The organism is Rhizobium hidalgonense (assembly GCF_005862185.2).
Taxonomy (GTDB): Bacteria; Pseudomonadota; Alphaproteobacteria; order Rhizobiales; family Rhizobiaceae; genus Rhizobium; species Rhizobium hidalgonense.
In genome coordinates this window covers 1,893,423-1,909,586 of record NZ_CP054027.1, presented here as the reverse complement: position 1 = coordinate 1,909,586, position 16,164 = coordinate 1,893,423, and the positions used below count along the sequence as shown (strand labels likewise).

17 protein-coding genes and 1 pseudogene are annotated in these 16,164 nt (G+C 61.1%); 8 read left to right on the top strand and 10 right to left on the bottom strand.

Annotated elements, in window-relative coordinates:
- The first annotated feature begins 124 nt into the window (after positions 1–124).
- Together FFM81_RS09070 and FFM81_RS09065 are read left to right on the top strand one after the other, a co-directional pair.
- Positions 125–994: an NAD(P)-dependent oxidoreductase gene (locus FFM81_RS09070; RefSeq protein ID WP_138384180.1), complete on the top strand. Its 870-nt coding sequence runs from the start codon at positions 125–127 to the stop codon at positions 992–994.
- A pseudogene (locus FFM81_RS09065) lies at positions 991–1,673 on the top strand (DNA alkylation repair protein). Before FFM81_RS09070 ends, FFM81_RS09065 begins: the two are co-directional and overlap by 4 nt.
- 38 nt (positions 1,674–1,711) lie before the next feature.
- Here FFM81_RS09065 and FFM81_RS09060 read toward each other — a convergent pair.
- The 5 genes from FFM81_RS09060 to FFM81_RS09040 form a co-directional block, all read right to left on the bottom strand.
- A complete protein-coding gene (locus FFM81_RS09060) occupies positions 1,712–2,608 on the bottom strand; it encodes a LysR substrate-binding domain-containing protein (protein ID WP_003569193.1) in 897 nt (298 codons plus the stop codon).
- 430 nt (positions 2,609–3,038) lie between these two features.
- Positions 3,039–4,067, bottom strand: coding sequence for a porin (locus tag FFM81_RS09055; RefSeq protein WP_025416377.1), 1,029 nt, complete (start codon positions 4,065–4,067; stop codon positions 3,039–3,041).
- 664 nt (positions 4,068–4,731) lie between these two features.
- The gene (locus FFM81_RS09050) at positions 4,732–5,220 is read right to left on the bottom strand and encodes an Lrp/AsnC family transcriptional regulator (protein ID WP_003540387.1); all 489 of its coding nucleotides are present in this window, start codon (positions 5,218–5,220) and stop codon (positions 4,732–4,734) included.
- 70 nt (positions 5,221–5,290) lie between these two features.
- Positions 5,291–5,923 carry a uracil-DNA glycosylase family protein gene (locus tag FFM81_RS09045; protein ID WP_003564160.1) on the bottom strand — a complete coding sequence of 211 codons (633 nt, stop codon included), beginning with the start codon at positions 5,921–5,923 and terminating at the stop codon, positions 5,291–5,293.
- A 4-nt stretch (positions 5,924–5,927) separates the two neighbouring features.
- On the bottom strand, positions 5,928–6,485 hold the full coding sequence (locus FFM81_RS09040) for a thermonuclease family protein (RefSeq protein ID WP_003564162.1): 558 nt from the start codon (positions 6,483–6,485) through the stop codon (positions 5,928–5,930).
- 106 nt (positions 6,486–6,591) lie between these two features.
- On the opposite strand from FFM81_RS09040, the gene FFM81_RS09035 reads away from it, so the two are divergent.
- Positions 6,592–8,127, top strand: a complete 1,536-nt coding sequence (locus FFM81_RS09035; protein ID WP_003564164.1) for a sensor histidine kinase — start codon at positions 6,592–6,594, stop codon at positions 8,125–8,127.
- 68 nt (positions 8,128–8,195) lie between these two features.
- Here the strand turns inward: FFM81_RS09035 and FFM81_RS09030 are convergent, their stop codons facing one another.
- Entirely contained in the window at positions 8,196–8,585 is a 390-nt protein-coding gene (locus FFM81_RS09030; RefSeq protein ID WP_003564166.1) for a diacylglycerol kinase, read from the bottom strand.
- Positions 8,586–8,690: 105 nt separating this feature from the next.
- Entirely contained in the window at positions 8,691–9,707 is a 1,017-nt protein-coding gene (gene cobT / locus FFM81_RS09025; RefSeq protein ID WP_003564168.1) for a nicotinate-nucleotide--dimethylbenzimidazole phosphoribosyltransferase, read from the bottom strand.
- 186 nt (positions 9,708–9,893) lie between these two features.
- Between cobT and FFM81_RS09020 the strand changes: the two genes are divergently transcribed.
- The 5 genes from FFM81_RS09020 to FFM81_RS09000 all read left to right on the top strand — a co-directional run bounded on the left by FFM81_RS09020 (position 9,894) and on the right by FFM81_RS09000 (position 13,269).
- On the top strand, positions 9,894–10,676 hold the full coding sequence (locus FFM81_RS09020; RefSeq protein WP_138384179.1) for an adenosylcobinamide-GDP ribazoletransferase: 783 nt from the start codon (positions 9,894–9,896) through the stop codon (positions 10,674–10,676).
- An 18-nt stretch (positions 10,677–10,694) separates the two neighbouring features.
- The gene (locus FFM81_RS09015) at positions 10,695–10,913 is read left to right on the top strand and encodes a DUF1289 domain-containing protein (protein ID WP_003564172.1); all 219 of its coding nucleotides are present in this window, start codon (positions 10,695–10,697) and stop codon (positions 10,911–10,913) included.
- Positions 10,910–11,611 (top strand): TIGR02281 family clan AA aspartic protease, encoded by a 702-nt coding sequence (locus tag FFM81_RS09010; RefSeq protein WP_025416382.1) that lies wholly within the window; start codon positions 10,910–10,912, stop codon positions 11,609–11,611. Before FFM81_RS09015 ends, FFM81_RS09010 begins: the two co-directional genes overlap by 4 nt.
- Positions 11,612–11,772: 161 nt before the next feature.
- A complete protein-coding gene (locus FFM81_RS09005; RefSeq protein WP_003564176.1) occupies positions 11,773–12,210 on the top strand; it encodes an EamA family transporter in 438 nt (145 codons plus the stop codon).
- A gap of 117 nt (positions 12,211–12,327) precedes the next feature.
- Positions 12,328–13,269 carry a LysR family transcriptional regulator gene (locus FFM81_RS09000; RefSeq protein WP_003564178.1) on the top strand — a complete coding sequence of 314 codons (942 nt, stop codon included), beginning with the start codon at positions 12,328–12,330 and terminating at the stop codon, positions 13,267–13,269.
- Here the strand turns inward: FFM81_RS09000 and FFM81_RS08995 are convergent.
- From FFM81_RS08995 to FFM81_RS08985, 3 genes are all read right to left on the bottom strand, one after another.
- On the bottom strand, positions 13,232–13,969 hold the full coding sequence (locus FFM81_RS08995) for an SDR family oxidoreductase (RefSeq protein ID WP_138384178.1): 738 nt from the start codon (positions 13,967–13,969) through the stop codon (positions 13,232–13,234). The two genes, FFM81_RS09000 and FFM81_RS08995, sit on opposite strands and share 38 nt — an antisense overlap.
- A gap of 108 nt (positions 13,970–14,077) precedes the next feature.
- A complete protein-coding gene (locus FFM81_RS08990; protein ID WP_003564182.1) occupies positions 14,078–14,839 on the bottom strand; it encodes an ABC transporter permease in 762 nt (253 codons plus the stop codon).
- A complete protein-coding gene (locus FFM81_RS08985) occupies positions 14,836–15,762 on the bottom strand; it encodes an ABC transporter ATP-binding protein (protein WP_138384177.1) in 927 nt (308 codons plus the stop codon). The genes FFM81_RS08990 and FFM81_RS08985 overlap by 4 nt, the downstream gene beginning before the upstream one ends.
- Between the last annotated feature and the right edge of the window lie 402 nt (positions 15,763–16,164).

Sequence of the window (16,164 nt, the reverse complement as noted above, 5' to 3'; positions counted from 1 at the left end):
GCTGAGGCCAACGGTGACCAGTCTCATATCCATCTGTCGCAAGGAAGTCCGTCTTCACGGCTTTTCTGCTCAGGCCGTTTCGGTTAATCCTCAGGGCCTCGCACTCCGGATAAGGACAGGACATATGGCTAAAGTCGCATTCATCGGTCTCGGCGTCATGGGCTTTCCCATGGCCGGTCATCTGAAGACGAAGGGCGGCCACGATGTCACCGTCTACAATCGTACGGCCGAAAAAGCCGCCGCCTGGGCGGAGAAATTCTCCGGCAAGTCCGCCCCCACCCCGGCCGAAGCCGCCGCCGGGGCCGATTTCGTTTTCGTCTGCGTCGGCAATGACGAAGATCTCCGGTCGGTGACATCGGGCAAGGACGGCGCTTTGCATGGCATGAAGCCGGGTTCGGTGCTGATCGACAACACCACCGCTAGCGCCGAGGTCGCCCGCGAACTTTATGCCGCGGCAAAAGAAAAAGGCGTCGACTTCATCGATGCTCCGGTCTCGGGCGGCCAAGCCGGTGCTGAAAACGGCGCCCTGACCGTGATGTGCGGCGGCGACGAGACCGTTTTCGAACGCGCCAGGCCAGTCATCGACGCCTATGCCCGAATGGTCGGTTTGATGGGGCCGGCAGGTTCTGGCCAACTGACCAAGATGGTCAACCAGATCTGCATCGCCGGGCTCGTCCAGGGGCTTGCCGAAGGGCTGCATTTCGGCAAGCGCGCCGGTCTCGATATCGAAAAGGTCGTCGAGGTGATTTCCAAGGGGGCCGCCGGCTCCTGGCAGATGGAAAACCGCCACAAGACCATGAACGCCGGAAAATATGATTTCGGCTTCGCGGTCGACTGGATGCGCAAGGATCTCGGTATCGTGCTCACCGAAGCCCGCCGCAACGGCGCCAAGCTGCCGGTCACCGCGGTCGTTGACCAGTTCTACGGCGACGTCCAGGCGATGGGAGGCAACCGCTGGGATACATCCTCGTTGCTCGCCCGCCTCGAAAAATGATCACGTCAGCCTCCGACGCAGCCGAACTGATCGCCCATCTCGAAACGCTGCGTTCAGAGGAAAATGTCGCCGGCATGGCGCGCTTCGGCATTGTCACGAACCGCGCCCTCGGAATCTCAATTCCGATATCAGGGCAATCGCCCGACTGGCGAAAAAGAATCACGCCAGAGCGGTCGAACTCTGGCAAAGCGATATCCGTGAAGCCCGCCTGCTCGCACTCTGCACTGCCGAGCCGAAGCGGTTGACGGCGGAAGAAGCCCGCAATTGGGCCAATGATTTCAGTTCGTGGGAGATCGTCGATTGCGCCGCCGATCTCTTCGTCGAGGCCCGGCTGGACGATCTCATCTCAGAATTCGCCGCCGACGAGCGCGAATTTGTCAGGCGCACTGCCTTCGCCATGATTGCCGGCGCCGCCGTGCATCGGAAGAAGGAGCCCGACGCAACCATCTTTGCGTGGCTGCCGCTGATCAAGGCCTATTCCCGCGACCCGCGAAACTTCGTGCGCAAGGCGGTCAATTGGGCGCTGCGCAGTATCGGCAAGCGCAATCTCGCCTGCCATGCACCGGCGCTCGCCCTCGCAAGAGCTCTGGCCGAAAGCCCCGACAAAACGGCCCGCTGGATCGGCAAGGATGCAGTCAAGGAACTGGCCGGCGAAAAGCTGCTGGCACGGCTGAAATAAACGCATGCCCGGTTCCCTTCTCCGTCTATGCTGCTTCTTCAATGCTGCCGGGATTTTTCGACCAGGAAATCGATCAGCACCCGCACTGCCGGCGGCATGCCCTTGGCTGTGGTGAAGACGATATAGAACTGGCTCTCCTCCGACTGCCAATCCGGCAGCACCCGCACCAGCTTGCCGGCCTGGAGATCGGCTTCGCAGGCGCTTTCGAGCAAAAGCCCGAAGCCGAGACCGGCACGGGCCGCGTCGAGGATGGCGGTCATGCTGCGGCAGGTGAGCCGCGGCTGATGCCGAATGACTCGTTTGGCGTCATTCGGACCGATCAATTCCCAGCTGTGAAAAGACACCCATGAAGTCATCGCCAGCGTCGGAAGGTCGGCCAGTTCGTCCACACAATTCAGGCCACCGGTGCGCTCCACCAGCGCCGGACTTGCGACGAGAATACGCCGTACCCGGTCGAGCTTGCGCATCGTCAGGCTCGTCTGCGTCTCCGGCTCATTGGTCGCTCTCACTTCAAGATCGATCCGTTCATTGATGAGGTCGGCGCGCCGGTCGGAGCCGATGATCTGCAATTTGATCTTCGGATAACGCTCCAGGAATTCAGGCAGGATTCCGCCGACCGAGATGTCGACGAGACCGAGCGGGCAGCCCATCCGCACGACGCCTTGCGGATCGGATTGAGCCTCGCTGACGATTGACTTGGCGCGATCGGCCTCCTGCAAGATGGTCTGGCATCTTTCGTAGAAAGCCTGGCCGATCTCCGTCACCCGGAAGTGACGAGTCGAGCGTTCTATGAGCCTTGCGCCAAGCCCGTCCTCAAGCCGGCTGACCCGCCTGCTCAACTTCGAACGCGGTATCTTGAGATCGCGACTTGCAGAAGCAAAACCGCCGCTGGAGACGACAGCGGCGAAATAATAGTAATCGTTGAGATCGTCCATAAGAACAAGCTGTCCGCGAGAAGGAATGAAAGCCCAGCCCCTGCAAGGGTTGTATCCCCTCTCCAAAAAAGCTGTAATCACATTGTCGGCATTGGATTTGCTTTTCGCACCCTGTTGCGACAAAGCCAGCCGGCGGCAAATACGGCTCGCGCGGCGCAGCTGATCGACAGACAAGCTCGCTTGAAAATAGAAATAGGGGTGCCTCGATAACAAGGCTGGCAAGAAGCCCGGGTGCGATCAGCAACGAACCGGTTCGGTTACCTGAAAAGGTTTTTGAGAGACTGCCCGGAGGACTGTGCGTTAAAAACGCTGCAAGGACGGTCCGGCAGGGAAGACCGGACCCGTCCCCGTAGCTGATCGGAGGTCACTCGGATCAGAAACTGATTTGAAGTGCCCCCGGTCCGAAGACCGGGAGCATCCAGTATTTGGATTAGAACGAACGCTGCAGACGGAAGTAGCCCGTCGTGGAGTCGTCGCCATCATCCGGATCGAGGTACTGAACCGAAGCCTTGGCGTAGAAGTTGTCGACGATCTGGTAATCAACCGTCAGACCGACCTTCCAAGCATCGCCGAGACCGTCGAAGTCATCCGGAACAGCCTTGCCACCGCCGAAGTAGTTGCCGTAGTACTGAACGGCCGGGGTGATCTTCAGCTTGTCGGTTGCCTTGATGGCGTATTCGGCAGCGATAGCCCATTCAGCCGACGAGTAGTAGGAGTTCGGGCCGGAAGAATATACGCCAGCGAGGCCGAGCGTGCCGGGGCCGATGTCAACCGTACCCATTGCGCGGATTGCGCCGTCTTCATTGTCGAAGTCCCAGCCGCCGGTAACCTGGTAGCTGAATGCACCTGCCGTGCCGCCGACGCCGAAGGCAACGCCAACGTTGTTGGCTTCTTCATCAGCCTTGTAAACGCCGTCTTCCAGTTCGTCGACGCTGAGGCCAGCGTAGAAGGTGCCGCTTTCATACTGATAGCGCATGGAGTTGTGCAGCGTTACAACCGAGCCGATGTCGTCGGTTTCGCCGGAGAGGCCATCGTCCCACCAGCTGTAGAAGAGACCAGCGCGGAAGCCCGCGATGTCGAGGTAAGCGGAGTCGAGAATGGCTTCCTGATCGGTGGCATTGTCAGCATTGAACTGCATGACGATGACGCCGGTCAGCGGACCATACTCGGTGTCGCTCTTGGCCGTGAACTGAACCTGACCGCGGGTAACTGCATCCCAATCAGAATCGTTGTCACCACCTGGCTGGTCGCCAACGTTGACCTGGAAACGGATGTAGCCTTCGATCTTGAGGCAGGTTTCGGTGCCCGGGATGTAGAAGTAGCCGGTGCCGTAAGCGTCGCAGACGCGAACATATTCAACCGGTTCCGGCTCGGCAGCAACGATAGCGTCAGCTGCAAGAACCGGCGTCGATGCAGCAAATGCTGCTGCTGATGCAAGCAAAACCATTCTGATGTTCATTTACCAATCCATTCCTTTGTCGATCGGGGCTGGCTTCCAATCGGGTAGTCGATTTGAAGCCGGCCCAGTTTGAACAGCCATCTCGGCGTGCGGATCGATCGAACCGCCAAACCGTCATCCCATACACCGGCTTATCAAGCAATTCTCGATACACGTGAGATGGGCCCACCGAAGCTACTTTCCCCGTAGGCGTGATTTTTATACAACAATTTCAATTATCTAGGCCAAAAACAAGCCAAGCGGCCCCGCGACGGAAATCCTCCACCGCAAGCCGCAAACGCTATACCCCATCTGTCGAATTCTCCACCGTTCGACCCCCGTCGAACATTATTGGTGAAGTGTATAAACTCTACCGCCGGCCAATCAACACATACAAGGCAGCGGTTTAGAACATAGTGTCCTGAATTCGATACCAATGAGACGAAATGATGACACAACGCTCACGGGTTCTCGGTCAACATAGCCCCGCATTCGTTACCAGGCTATTTATTTTTTTGAATTTGGTGAGATTCGAGCGTTTTTTCGCTATTTCCAGGGCCTTTCTGCAGTTGCGACCACTTTCGCCTACTCCACGCGCCGCGATCGGCGCACTCAAATGTGGCCGGATTGCCTCAGACACTCAATCCTGGCGCGATTTGCGTGCGGCTGCAGGCCGCACGGCGGTTCAGTCCTCGTTGGATTTGGCGTTGTCGAGAATCATGTAGTCGAGCGGCAGTTGCGTCGAATACTTGATTTGCTCCATCGCAAAGGCGGAGGAGACGTCGCGAATCTCGATCTTGGCGATCATCCGCTTATAAAAAGCGTCATAGGCGGCGATATCGGGCACGACGACTCGCAGGAGATAGTCGACATCACCGCTCATCCGGTAGAATTCCACCACTTCGGGGAACTCGGCAACCACCTCGGAAAAGCGGCGCAGCCATTCGATCGAGTGGGTGGCAGTGCGAATCGACACGAAGACGGTGACTTTCGTGTTGACCTTCTCCGGATCAAGGATGGCGACTCGCCGCTTGATGACGCCGTCTTCTTCCATTTTCTGGATACGCCGCCAGCATGGCGTCGTCGAAAGCCCCACTTTCTTGGCAAGATCGGCAACGGCGAGGGTCGAATCTTCTTGCAGCAGACGCAGTATTTTGCGGTCGAGGCGGTCCATGCGCACAACAGTCCTTTCGAATTATTTTTCTTTGTATAGCGCGATTCCGCGCAACGAAAAGAATTTTGTTTCAGGAAAGCAGTATTTTCGTCCGCTCTCGCAGGACCGGGAGCAGTTCCTTTTCGAACCAGGGATTACGCTTCAGCCAGCCGCTGTTGCGCCAGCTCGGATGCGGCAGCGGCAGCACCGCCGGCGACCGGTTCGACAGAAGGCTGTCCCGCCATGCCCGTACCGTCTCTGTCATATTATCCAACCGCTCGCCCGCCATATGCCAGGCCTGCGCATATTGGCCGATGACCAGCAGCAGTTCGATCTGCGGCATGGCGGCAATCACCCTTTGCCGCCAGAACGGCGCGCATTCGCGACGCGGCGGCAGATCCGCACCCTTGTCGTCATAGCCGGGAAAGCAGAACCCCATCGGCACGATGGCGAATCGGTCGCGGTCATAGAAGCTTTCCCTGTCAACGCCGAGCCAGGACCGCAGCCGGTCGCCTGAAGTATCGTCGAACGGCAGGCCGCTCTCATGCACCCGAAGCCCGGGCGCCTGCCCGGCGATCAGGATGCGCGCGGTGGACGAAATCACGGCCACCGGCCGCGGCTCGTGCGGCAGCCGATATGCGAGACCTTTCGCCGGCGCGTCACGACAGATGCGGCAGGCGGCGATCTCCAGTCGCAACATCTCCAGCGTGGCTTCGTCGGTCATGGCTTCACTCCCATCCGACGATTCGTCTGATGAAGCGCAACGGGCCGCCGGAGTCGGAACTCTGGCGCGCATGGTCGCGCACATCGCGCGGCCGCTCGAAAGTGCCGGCCCAGAGGCCCGCCTTCGCAGCCCTCGCCTCGGCCTCCTCCCTGCCATAACCGCCATAGGAGATCGCCATGCCCCGGCGCACCATGGCGGCGTTGATGTCGCCGGCCATCCCGCTCCGGCAGATGACAAGCAGCCTGTCGTAGCGGTCGCGCCGGCTGCCCTGGCAAAGCGTTCCCGATGCCAGGACCATGCCCTGCAGCGCCTCGCGCGCCGCGCGCCCGCAGGCCCAGGCATGTCCCGCCCGCTCGCAGCTCTGGTTAAGTTCCGGTGCATCGATACCTTCGAGGCGCAAGCGTGCGGCTCCCAACGTCAGACTGTCGCCATCGGCAGCATGGAAAGCGCCCGCATGCTCAATTCTTGCTGCATCGTTGAATTTGGCGGCAATCAGCGCCAGGAGCACCAGCAGGGCAAAAGCGGTCACGCCGTCGCGAATCAGGCGCAGGCTCCGTGTCACGCTTTCGCCTCCTTAAAAAACAAATCCTTGGCAAAGATGGCAAACATCTTCTTAAGAATTGCCGGTTAAGCTCTTATCCACCCTGGGATGAAGTTTCAACGTGCACATGAGTACCGGCGTAAGCACATCGACCGACAAGATTATCGTCGACAGGTCGCGCAGCCACCGCAACAAGGCCGTTTCCAAGGCCGTGCGGCAAACGCGCGAACGTCTGCAGTCCGGCCATGCCTCCAATTCCTCCTTTGATCGTGACGTGCTCAAGATGTATGTGGCGTCGATGCTGCAGGGCGCGACGATCATGCCGCTCTTCATTGTCATCATCACCGCGCTTGGCGTTTATTTCACTCAAGATACGCGATTGCTTTTCTGGGCGCTGCTGACGCTCACCTGCCACACCGGCAATATCCTGCTTGCGCGGCGGGCCCGCAGGCAGGAAATCACCGCCGAGAGCGCCCGCAAATGGCGCCGCCTGTTGCTGCTCGGCCAGTTCATGATCGGCTGCTGCTGGGCGGTGTTCGCGCTGCAGGGCTGCGACACCTGCGAGCCTTCGAGCTTCATCCTTTATAAGGGTGCGACGCTGCTAATCGCGCTCTCCGTCACGGCGATGTCCAATTTCATGCTGACGCCAGCCGTGCTCGTCGCCTTCGCGCCGGCGATCCTGGCGCTCGCCGCCAAGAGCGGCCTGTCGCGCGACCTGCTCGAAATCAGCCTGACGGGCCTCTTCACCAGCACCCTTGTCTTCTTCAACTATATCAGCGACCGGCTGTTCAAGTCGAACCTCAAGATCCTTTCCTACCAGTCGGAGAAGGACGACCTGATCGCCGAGCTTGAAGTGGCGAAATCGATGTCGGACGAGGCGCGCCGCCGCGCCGAAGAGGCAAACCTCGCCAAGTCCCGCTTCCTCGCCTCCATGTCGCACGAGCTCAGGACCCCGCTCAACGCCATCCTCGGCTTCTCCGAGGTTATGTCAGCCGAAGTCATGGGGCCGCTCGCCAATCCGACTTATAAGGAATATGCCGGCGACATTCACCGCTCCGGCCAGCATCTGCTCGATCTCATCAACGAGATCCTCGACCTCTCCCGCATCGAGGCCGGCAAATACGAACTGAGCGAGGAAGCGATTTCGCTGCTCGATATCACCGAAGATTGCATCGGCATGGTCCAACTGCGCGCCCGCGCCAAGAACATCGCCATTTCGGATCAATTCGAGCGGCAGTTGCCGGCCATCTGGGCGGACGAGAAATCGATGCGCCAAGTGGTGCTCAACCTTCTCTCCAATGCCGTCAAGTTCACGCCGCAGGGCGGCGAAATTCACGTCAAGGTCGGCTGGACTGCCGGCGGCGGTCAGTACATCTCTATCAAGGACAATGGCCCCGGCATTCCGGAAGAGGAAATTCCCGTCGTCCTGTCGGCCTTCGGCCAGGGCTCGATCGCCATCAAGAGCGCTGAACAGGGCACCGGTCTCGGGCTGCCAATTGTCCAGGCGATCCTTGCCAAGCATGACGGACAATTCCTGCTGAAATCGAAGCTGCGCGAGGGCACTGAGGTCATCGCAATCCTGCCAGCCAAACGCGTGCTGCAGAGCCTGCCGGCTGTGGAAGAGGCTCAGGCGGTCGCGCGCAAGCGTAAGAGTTTTGCCTGATTCAGCGCAAGCAGGCTGACATCATGCTTCAATTTGTTGGAGCCGTGGCTGAGCCGGATCGGCCTAAGTCATGCGAGGGTGAAAAACAGGTGCTTGGCGAGGACGAAGCCGAGATAGAGGCAGCAGGCGGCAATCATGCAGCTCACCGCGAAGGAGCCGAGATCCTTGGCATGTTTGCCGACGATCGAAATCTCCGGCGAAATCCGGTCGATGACCTCCTCGACGGCGGTATTCATCGCCTCCATCGAAAACAGCCCGAGAAACAGGACCACCGCAACGACGATCTCGCCGGCGCTCGCCCCCACTAACGCCAGCGCTGCGATCGAAACGACGAAGAAACCAAGTTCCTGGCGGAAGGCTGCCTCTCTCAGAACGCGCAGGAAGCCTGCCCAGGAATAGCTGGCGGCGGCGGTGAAATGCCGAAATCCGGTCTCTTTCGTCACCGCAGGCTTCGTCAAGGCGCCCTCCCTCTTGCAGACCGGGAAAGGCTTTGCCGCCCCGTTTGATGACCGAATACGCAGATACCGAATCCACCCGGGCGGCGCAAGCAAAGCCGCGCGGGCTCAGTCTTTGTTGGTCACACCGGCCTGGGCGAAGGTCGCCATGCCGGAATGGCAGGCGGCGGCGGCTTTGACGATGCCGGCGGCGAGCGCCGCCCCGGTGCCTTCGCCGAGCCGCATGCCAAGCGCCAGAAGCGGCGTCTTGCCGAGCATCTCGATTGCGCGCAGATGTCCGGGCTCGGCCGAAACGTGGCCGATCAGGCAATGGTCGAGCGCAGAGGGATTGGCGGCTTTCAGGATCGCCGCCGCGGCGGTCGCGACATAACCATCGATCAGCACCGGGATCCGCTCCATGCGGGCGGCAAGCATGGCTCCGGCCATCGCCGCAATCTCGCGGCCGCCGAGCCGGCGCATGATTTCCAGGGGATCGTCGAGATGGTCGCTATGCAGCGCCACCGCCTTTTCCACCGCCGCAACCTTGCGCTCCAACATCTCGCCTTCCGATCCGGTGCCGGGTCCGACCCAGTCTCGCGCCGAACCGCCGTAGAGCGCGTAATTGATCGCCGCGGCAATCGTGGTATTGCCGATGCCCATTTCGCCGATGCAGAGCAGGTCGGTGCCGCCGGCGATGGCCTCCATGCCGAAGGCCATGGTCGCGGCGCAATCGCGCTCGGAAAGCGCTGCTTCCTCGGTAATGTCGCCGGTGGGGTAATCGAGCGCCAGATCGAAGACTTTCAGCCCGAGATCATAGGCGACACAAATCTGGTTGATCGCAGCCCCCCCGGCGGCAAAATTCTCGACCATCTGCTGCGTCACCGCCGGCGGAAAAGGCGTAATGCCTTGCCTGGTGACGCCGTGATTGCCGGCAAAGATCGCCACCAGCGGCCGGTTGACGGCAGGCGTACGGCCTGTCCAGGCGGCAAGCCAGAAGGCGATTTCCTCGAGCCGTCCGAGCGCGCCCGGCGGCTTGGTCAGTTGCGCGTCGCGTTCCCGCGCGGCCACCAGCGCACGGGCATCCGGCCCCGGCAGATCGCGGAGCAGGGTACGGAAATCGTCGAACGGCAGGCCTGAAACGCTCATCTGTACGGTCTTCCTATGAATCCGGGTATTCTTGTTTTCACGCAAACCACTTGTTTGCGTCGAGCAAATCAGCTTCTTTGCGGGTCGCACTCTCTTAAAGCGGCCCGACGGGACGAACAACACCAAAAGCACCGCCGCGAGCATAAGCCGGGCCATAAGCGGAAACCTTGGGCAGAACGAAGCAGAATGAAGATCAAGGACCATGCGGTCGATACCGCCCGCGCCGTCGCCTTCCTCAGCCGCATCCCCATGCCGCAATCGCTGTTCAAAACCTATGACGGTAGGCTCGGCCGGCTGGTGCGCGCCTTTCCTTTCGCCGGCTTCGTCATCGGTGTCGCGCCCGCACTCGCCCTCCTCCTGCTTTTGGAGCTGCGCGCCGATCCGCTGATGGCGGCCCTCATCGCGCTTTGCATCCAGGTCGTCGTCACCGGCGCGCTGCACGAGGACGGCCTGGCCGATACCGCCGACGGCATCGGCGGCGGAAGGAGCCGCGAGCACAGCCTCGACATCATGAAAGACAGCCGGATCGGCACCTATGGCGCGATAGCGCTGATCCTCTCCTTCGCGATCCGCGCCGCAGCACTTGCCGCCATCGCCCGCCACGCCTCGCCTCTTACTTCAGCCCTTGCCATTCCCGCCGTCGCAGCACTCAGCCGCGGCGCCATCGCCTGGCACTGGCAGCGGCTGCCGACGGCCAAGACCGATGGCGTCGCCGCCTCGACCGGCCAGCCCGACGAGGCGGCGATGCAGTTTGCGCTCGCCGCGGCCGGGCTCGTCGCAGCGCTTCTGATCTGGCCGGCTTTCGGCCTGCGGCCGCTGGTCGCAAGCCTGCTCGCCGCCGGCATCACAGCACTTGCCTTTACCGCCTTCATCCGCCGCAAACTTGCCGGCCATACCGGCGACACACTGGGCGCGACGCAGCAAATTTGCGAGGTTGCCGCGCTTTGCACCCTTGCCACGGCTCTTTGAAACTCCGATATGTCCTTCATGCAAACACCCTGCATTCACCTCTGCTCCCTGGTTTCAGACACCGGATTTTGCGCTGGATGCGGCCGGACTCTTGAGGAAATCGGCAGCTGGGTGAGCTACTCCGACATTGAACGAAGACGGATCATGGCCCTGCTGCCGGCAAGGCTTGCAGGCGCCGCCGCGGGATCGAACCACATGGAAACAGGCTCCGCCAGCGGGCCGGAGCAAGCTTTATGATCCGTTTGACCGTCTTCCTCGTCGTGATCGGCATCGGCCTTGCGGTGCTGATCGTCAACCATGACAAAGGCAGTATCCTCGGCCTGCAGAGCGACGACTTCGTCCGCGTCGTCTATCTGCTGCCGATCGCGCTGATGCTGTCGGCCGGCATCTGGGCGAGCCGGCGCAGCCTTGGTGAGACGATGCGCCAGATGATGATCTGGCTGGTGATCATCCTGGCGCTCGTGACCGTCTATCTCTATCGTCAGGACGCGCTCGGCGTCGGCAACCGGCTGCTTGCCGGCCTCGTTCCCGGCCGCGCCGTCGTTGTCACCACAAGCGAAGGCGGCCAGGAGATCATCCTGCACAAACTGCTGAACGGCCATTTCGAGGCCGATGTCGCCGTCAACGGTCAGACGATCGAAATGCTCGTCGATACCGGCGCCAGCATGGTGGCGCTGTCCCGCGAAGACGCCGAGCGGATCGGCATCGACCTCTCCCGCCTCACCTATTCCATGACCGTCATGACCGCCAACGGCCGCGGCCGCGCAGCACCCGTCACGCTCGACCAGGTGGCGATCGGCCCGATCGTCCGCAACAATGTCGCAGCCAGCGTCGCCGAGGACGGCCGGCTCGACCAGAGTCTACTCGGCATGAGCTTCCTGGAAACGCTGGGTTCGCTGCAGATGCAGACCGACGAACTGCGCATACGCGATTGAACCCGGCGCAGCTTTACGCCGGCATTCGGATCTGTCACCTTCAAGCGCAAAAACAAGACCACAAAGAGCCAAAAGAAACTCCTAGTCTGGTGGCACCGCATGTTCGACCGGCTTTCGCCCAAGGCGAAGCCTTGCCCCATGGGTGCGACAGGAGTTTCGCGATGAATTCGCTCTGGCCGATCGTCATCGGCGGCATTTTGCCCGCCATGTTCTGGGGCATCACCGCCATCTTCCAGAAGCAGAGCGCCACGGCTGCCACCGGCTCTGCCATCTATCTGATCGCCTTCGGCGCCGCCTGTGCGCTGGCCGGCCTGATCGTCGCACTGATCTGGCGCCCGGCCCCCTGGACGGCCGAAGGTATCGGATTTGCCGCCACCGCAGGCGCCTGCTTCGCTCTCGGCACCGGCCTGATCAGCTTCGCGCTTTTCGCCTATGGCGTCCCGGTCTCCAAACTCGCCCCGATCTGGAGCTGCAACGTGCTGGTGACGCTGGCAATCGGCGCTGTCTTCCTCGGCGAAGCCTCCGAGGTCAACCTGATGAAGCTTGCCGCGGGCACCCTCCTCATCCTGTCGGGCGCCCTGCTCGTCAGCAGTGCCTGAGGGGGAAACTGGCCCAACACAGACTGGCCCTTCGTCGCCAAACGCTCCTGCATTGCAGCACGTTCTGCTTTGTTGATATCCTGCGTCAAGGCGCCTGCGCGCCCACCGGAGCTCGAGATGAATCCACGACAATTGAAGTCATTCCTTGCGGTCATCCGGCATGAAAATCTCACGCGCGCCGCTGCCGAGGTCAATCTCGCCCAGTCGAGCCTCAGCGATCAGATACAGGCGCTGGAAGAAGAGCTTGGCGCAGAACTCTTCCGCCGCTCCCGGCAGGGCGTTGCCCTGACAGCGGCGGGTGCGGCGCTGAAGACCTATGCGGAAGAAATCCTGGCGCTGAACGACGAGGCGAAAGCTGCCGTCCGTGCCGCCGCCGGCAACGCCGAACAGTCCGTCAGCGTGGGTACGCTTGAAACCATCGCCGCCGAAACTCTGGCGCCCTGGCTGTCGGTCTTCGGCAAACAGAACCCGGGCCTTGGCCTGAAGCTCAAGATCGGCGGCAGCGGCGAATTACTTGCTCAATTGCATGACGGCTCGATCGACGTCGCCTTCACCTTCGATCGCGGGCAACAAGACGAGCGCTTCGCCACGCGCCATATCTCCAGCGAGCCGCTGGTGCTGATCGCCGGCCGTAATGCGCACGCCCGGCCACCCGAAAGCCTCGCGGCATTGAGCACTGCGCCCTTCATCGCCACCGAATCCGGCTGCGTTTACCGCCACTTGTTTGAGACTGCCTTTGCCGAGGCAGGTGTGCCTGCACCGCCTATCGTTACGGAAGCCGACAGTATCGCGACGATCATCCGGCTCGTTGCCTCAGGCGCCGGTTACGGGCTGGTCCCTGGTCTGGCTGTCGGGGCGGCACGCGGCGATGTCATCGCGCTGCCATGGCCGGGTGAACCACCCACCGCCGCGCTGGTGATGATGTGGCGGCGCCGGCGCGTGCAGCCGCCGGCGCTCGCCCTCCTGCTGCAATCGGCAAGCAACAAACTCTTGCCGGCGGCAAGCGACGAACTGTCGCCGGTCAGACCAGCCGATGCCCGCCTTCGACATGCAGGATAGTGCCGGTGGTGAAGCCGTTGCCGATCAGGAAACGGATCGCGTCGGCAATATCCTCCGACTGGCCGACACGCCCTGCCGGCAGGCGCTGCGCCATCGCCTCCAGCGTCGCCTGCTTGGCGTCCCCGGCAACAAAGTTCCAGATCGGTGTATCCACCCAACCCGGCGATACGGCATTGATGCGGATCGGCGCCAGTTCGACGGCAAGCGCCCTGACCAGGCCTTCGAGCGCCGCATTGACGGCTGCGACCACCGATCCGCGAGCCGCCGGCCGATAGGCCGCGACACCCGAGGTAAAGGTGATCGATCCTGATGGCGGCAGACGGGCTGCACCATATTTTGCGAGCAGCAGTGGCCCGTAGAACTTGCTCTCGACCACCCGTTGCGCTGCCGCGAGTTCGATCGATGGCAGCAACTGGTAGGCGCCTTCGATATCGGCCGCCGTACTGACGATATGGTCGACCGATCCGCTCTCTCGAAACAGCGCCGCCACGTCTTCCTCCCGCGCTATATCGACGACATGGGTTGCAAGCTTCGGATGCCCGCCGAGGTGACGGCACGCCGCAGCAAGCCTGTCTTCGCTGCGTCCCGCAATCGTCACCGATGCCCCCTCCTCAAGCAGGCGCATGGCAAGCGCCAACCCCATGCCGGAGCTGCCGCCGACGATTACCACCTTCGCACCTTCGATCCCGATACCAGTCATCTCGCTTCTCCTTTTGGCTGGGGAGAGCAGATGCCGCGAACCGAAGCGGAAGAAAAACGGAAGAAACCGATAGCATCATCGGATTTTCCGATGATGCTATCGGAGCGATCAGTTGCGCAGCCGGTAACCGGTCTTGAAGATCCAGGCGAGCGTTCCCAGGCAGATCGCCAGGAACACCGTGATCATCGCCAGGCTGATCGCCGGGTTAACGTCGGCGATCCCGTAGAAGCTCCAGCGAAAGCCGCTGACGAGATAGAGCACCGGATTGAGGTGGCTGACACCCTGCCAGAAGGGCGGTAGCATATTGACCGAATAAAAACTGCCGCCGAGGAAGGTCAGCGGCGGCACGACCAGCATGGGAATGAGGTTCAGCTGTTCGAAATTGCCGGCCCAGATGCCGATCATGAAGCCGAACAGGCTGAAGGTGATCGCCGTCAGCAAGAAGAACAGCACCATCATGAAGGGATGCTCGATCCTGACGTCGACGAAGAGATTGGCGGTCAAAAGGATGATGAAGCCGATGATCATGCCCTTGGTGGCGGCGGCTCCGACATAACCGAGCAGGATTTCGGTCATCGCCACCGGCGCCGACAACACCTCGTAGATCGTGCCGGTGAATTTCGGGAAATAGATGCCGAAGGAGCCGTTGCTGATGCACTGGCCAAGCAGCGTCAGCATGATCAGGCCGGGCGTGATGAAGGCGCCGTAGGATACGCCCTCCACCTCCTGGATGCGCGAGCCGACTGCTGCACCGAAGACGATGAAATAAAGCGAGGTCGAGATAACCGGCGAGATGACGCTCTGCAGCAGCGTGCGGCGCGTGCGGGCCATCTCGAAGAAATAGATGGATTTGATCGCCTCGACGTTCATTTGCCTGCTCCTACCAGCGCCACGAAGATATCTTCGAGCGAGCTCTGTCGCGTCGACAGATCCTTGAAATGGATATTGTTTTCACCCAGCCGCGTCAGGAGTGTCGCGATGCTTTCCTGCTCATTGTCGGCGTCGAAATCGTAAGTCAGCCGGCTGCCCTCCGCCTCCAGCGTCAGTCCGTTGCCGGCAAAACAATCCGGCAGGCGCTCGAGCGGCTCTGTGAGATCGAGAATGAGCTGCTTGCGGCCGAGCTTGGCCATTAGCGCCGCCTTGTCCTCAACGAGAAGCAATTGCCCGCCATTGATGACGCCGACACGGTCGGCAATTTCCTCGGCTTCCTCGATATAGTGGGTGGTCAGGATGATGGTGACGCCCGAGGCCCGAAGCTCCTGAACGACGTTCCACATATCCTTGCGCAGCGTCACGTCGACACCGGCTGTGGGCTCGTCGAGGAAGAGGATATCCGGCTCATGCGAAAGCGCCTTGGCGATCAACACCCGCCGCTTCATCCCGCCCGAGAGCTGGCGCAGCATATTGTCCTTCTTGTCCCAGAGCGAAAGCGCGCGCAGGACCTTCTCGATATGGGCAGGATTGGCCTTCTTGCCACGCAGGCCGCGCGAAAAGCTCACCGTATTGAACACCGTTTCGAACTGATCGGTTGTCAGCTCTTGCGGCACAAGGCCGATCATCCCGCGCGTGGCGCGGAAATCCTTCACGACATCATGGCCGGCGACCAATACCTTGCCGCCGCTCGGATTGGCAATGCCGCAGATGATCGAGATCAGCGTCGTCTTGCCCGCACCGTTCGGCCCGAGCAGCGCCAGGATCTCACCCTTTTCGACGTCGAGGTTGATGCCTTTCAGGGCCTCGAACCCATTGGCGTAGGTCTTGGTAAGATTCTGAACAGAAATGATGGGGGTCATGCGTTACTCTTGATATTATCGAAGTATTTGGCTCGCTATATAGTCCCTTCATGACGCATTAACATCCGTGGGAACGTGAACACTGCATTCGCCTTGCTAACACAGTTGCCTTGCGCAAGCGGATGACCCGCTGTTGCAAGTGGGCCCGCCGGCGCAGGCGAAGTAGCCGCATCGGTCTTCGCGACGACACCGATCTGTCCGGGACAAAGCAAGGCAGCAGTCGGCTCGGATGTCATCATCCGGTGATCTTCATGACCGATAAGAAGGCCGAGGCCAGCACCGGCATCCGCCCCGCCGCCCACCCCTTTGCGGAGCCGTCTCCGGGTGTTCTCGTTGCACCCTTTTTCGCTGCCTCGGCATGTAGTCAAAGTTATTGTTCAGTCACGAAGTGTTTGGAACCGG

Coding starts and splice junctions, on each gene's coding strand:
- FFM81_RS09005 (WP_003564176.1), top strand. CDS start 11,773: ATGAATTCGCTCTGGCCGATCGTCATCGGCGGCATTTTGCCCGCCATG.
- cobT (WP_003564168.1), bottom strand. CDS start 9,707: ATGAGCGTTTCAGGCCTGCCGTTCGACGATTTCCGTACCCTGCTCCGC.
- FFM81_RS09050 (WP_003540387.1), bottom strand. CDS start 5,220: ATGGACCGCCTCGACCGCAAAATACTGCGTCTGCTGCAAGAAGATTCG.
- FFM81_RS08990 (WP_003564182.1), bottom strand. CDS start 14,839: ATGAACGTCGAGGCGATCAAATCCATCTATTTCTTCGAGATGGCCCGC.
- FFM81_RS09015 (WP_003564172.1), top strand. CDS start 10,695: ATGCAAACACCCTGCATTCACCTCTGCTCCCTGGTTTCAGACACCGGA.
- FFM81_RS09035 (WP_003564164.1), top strand. CDS start 6,592: ATGAGTACCGGCGTAAGCACATCGACCGACAAGATTATCGTCGACAGG.
- FFM81_RS09045 (WP_003564160.1), bottom strand. CDS start 5,923: ATGACCGACGAAGCCACGCTGGAGATGTTGCGACTGGAGATCGCCGCC.
- FFM81_RS09000 (WP_003564178.1), top strand. CDS start 12,328: ATGAATCCACGACAATTGAAGTCATTCCTTGCGGTCATCCGGCATGAA.
- FFM81_RS09060 (WP_003569193.1), bottom strand. CDS start 2,608: ATGGACGATCTCAACGATTACTATTATTTCGCCGCTGTCGTCTCCAGC.
- FFM81_RS09020 (WP_138384179.1), top strand. CDS start 9,894: ATGAAGATCAAGGACCATGCGGTCGATACCGCCCGCGCCGTCGCCTTC.
- FFM81_RS08995 (WP_138384178.1), bottom strand. CDS start 13,969: ATGACTGGTATCGGGATCGAAGGTGCGAAGGTGGTAATCGTCGGCGGC.
- FFM81_RS08985 (WP_138384177.1), bottom strand. CDS start 15,762: ATGACCCCCATCATTTCTGTTCAGAATCTTACCAAGACCTACGCCAAT.
- FFM81_RS09055 (WP_025416377.1), bottom strand. CDS start 4,067: ATGAACATCAGAATGGTTTTGCTTGCATCAGCAGCAGCATTTGCTGCA.
- FFM81_RS09010 (WP_025416382.1), top strand. CDS start 10,910: ATGATCCGTTTGACCGTCTTCCTCGTCGTGATCGGCATCGGCCTTGCG.
- FFM81_RS09070 (WP_138384180.1), top strand. CDS start 125: ATGGCTAAAGTCGCATTCATCGGTCTCGGCGTCATGGGCTTTCCCATG.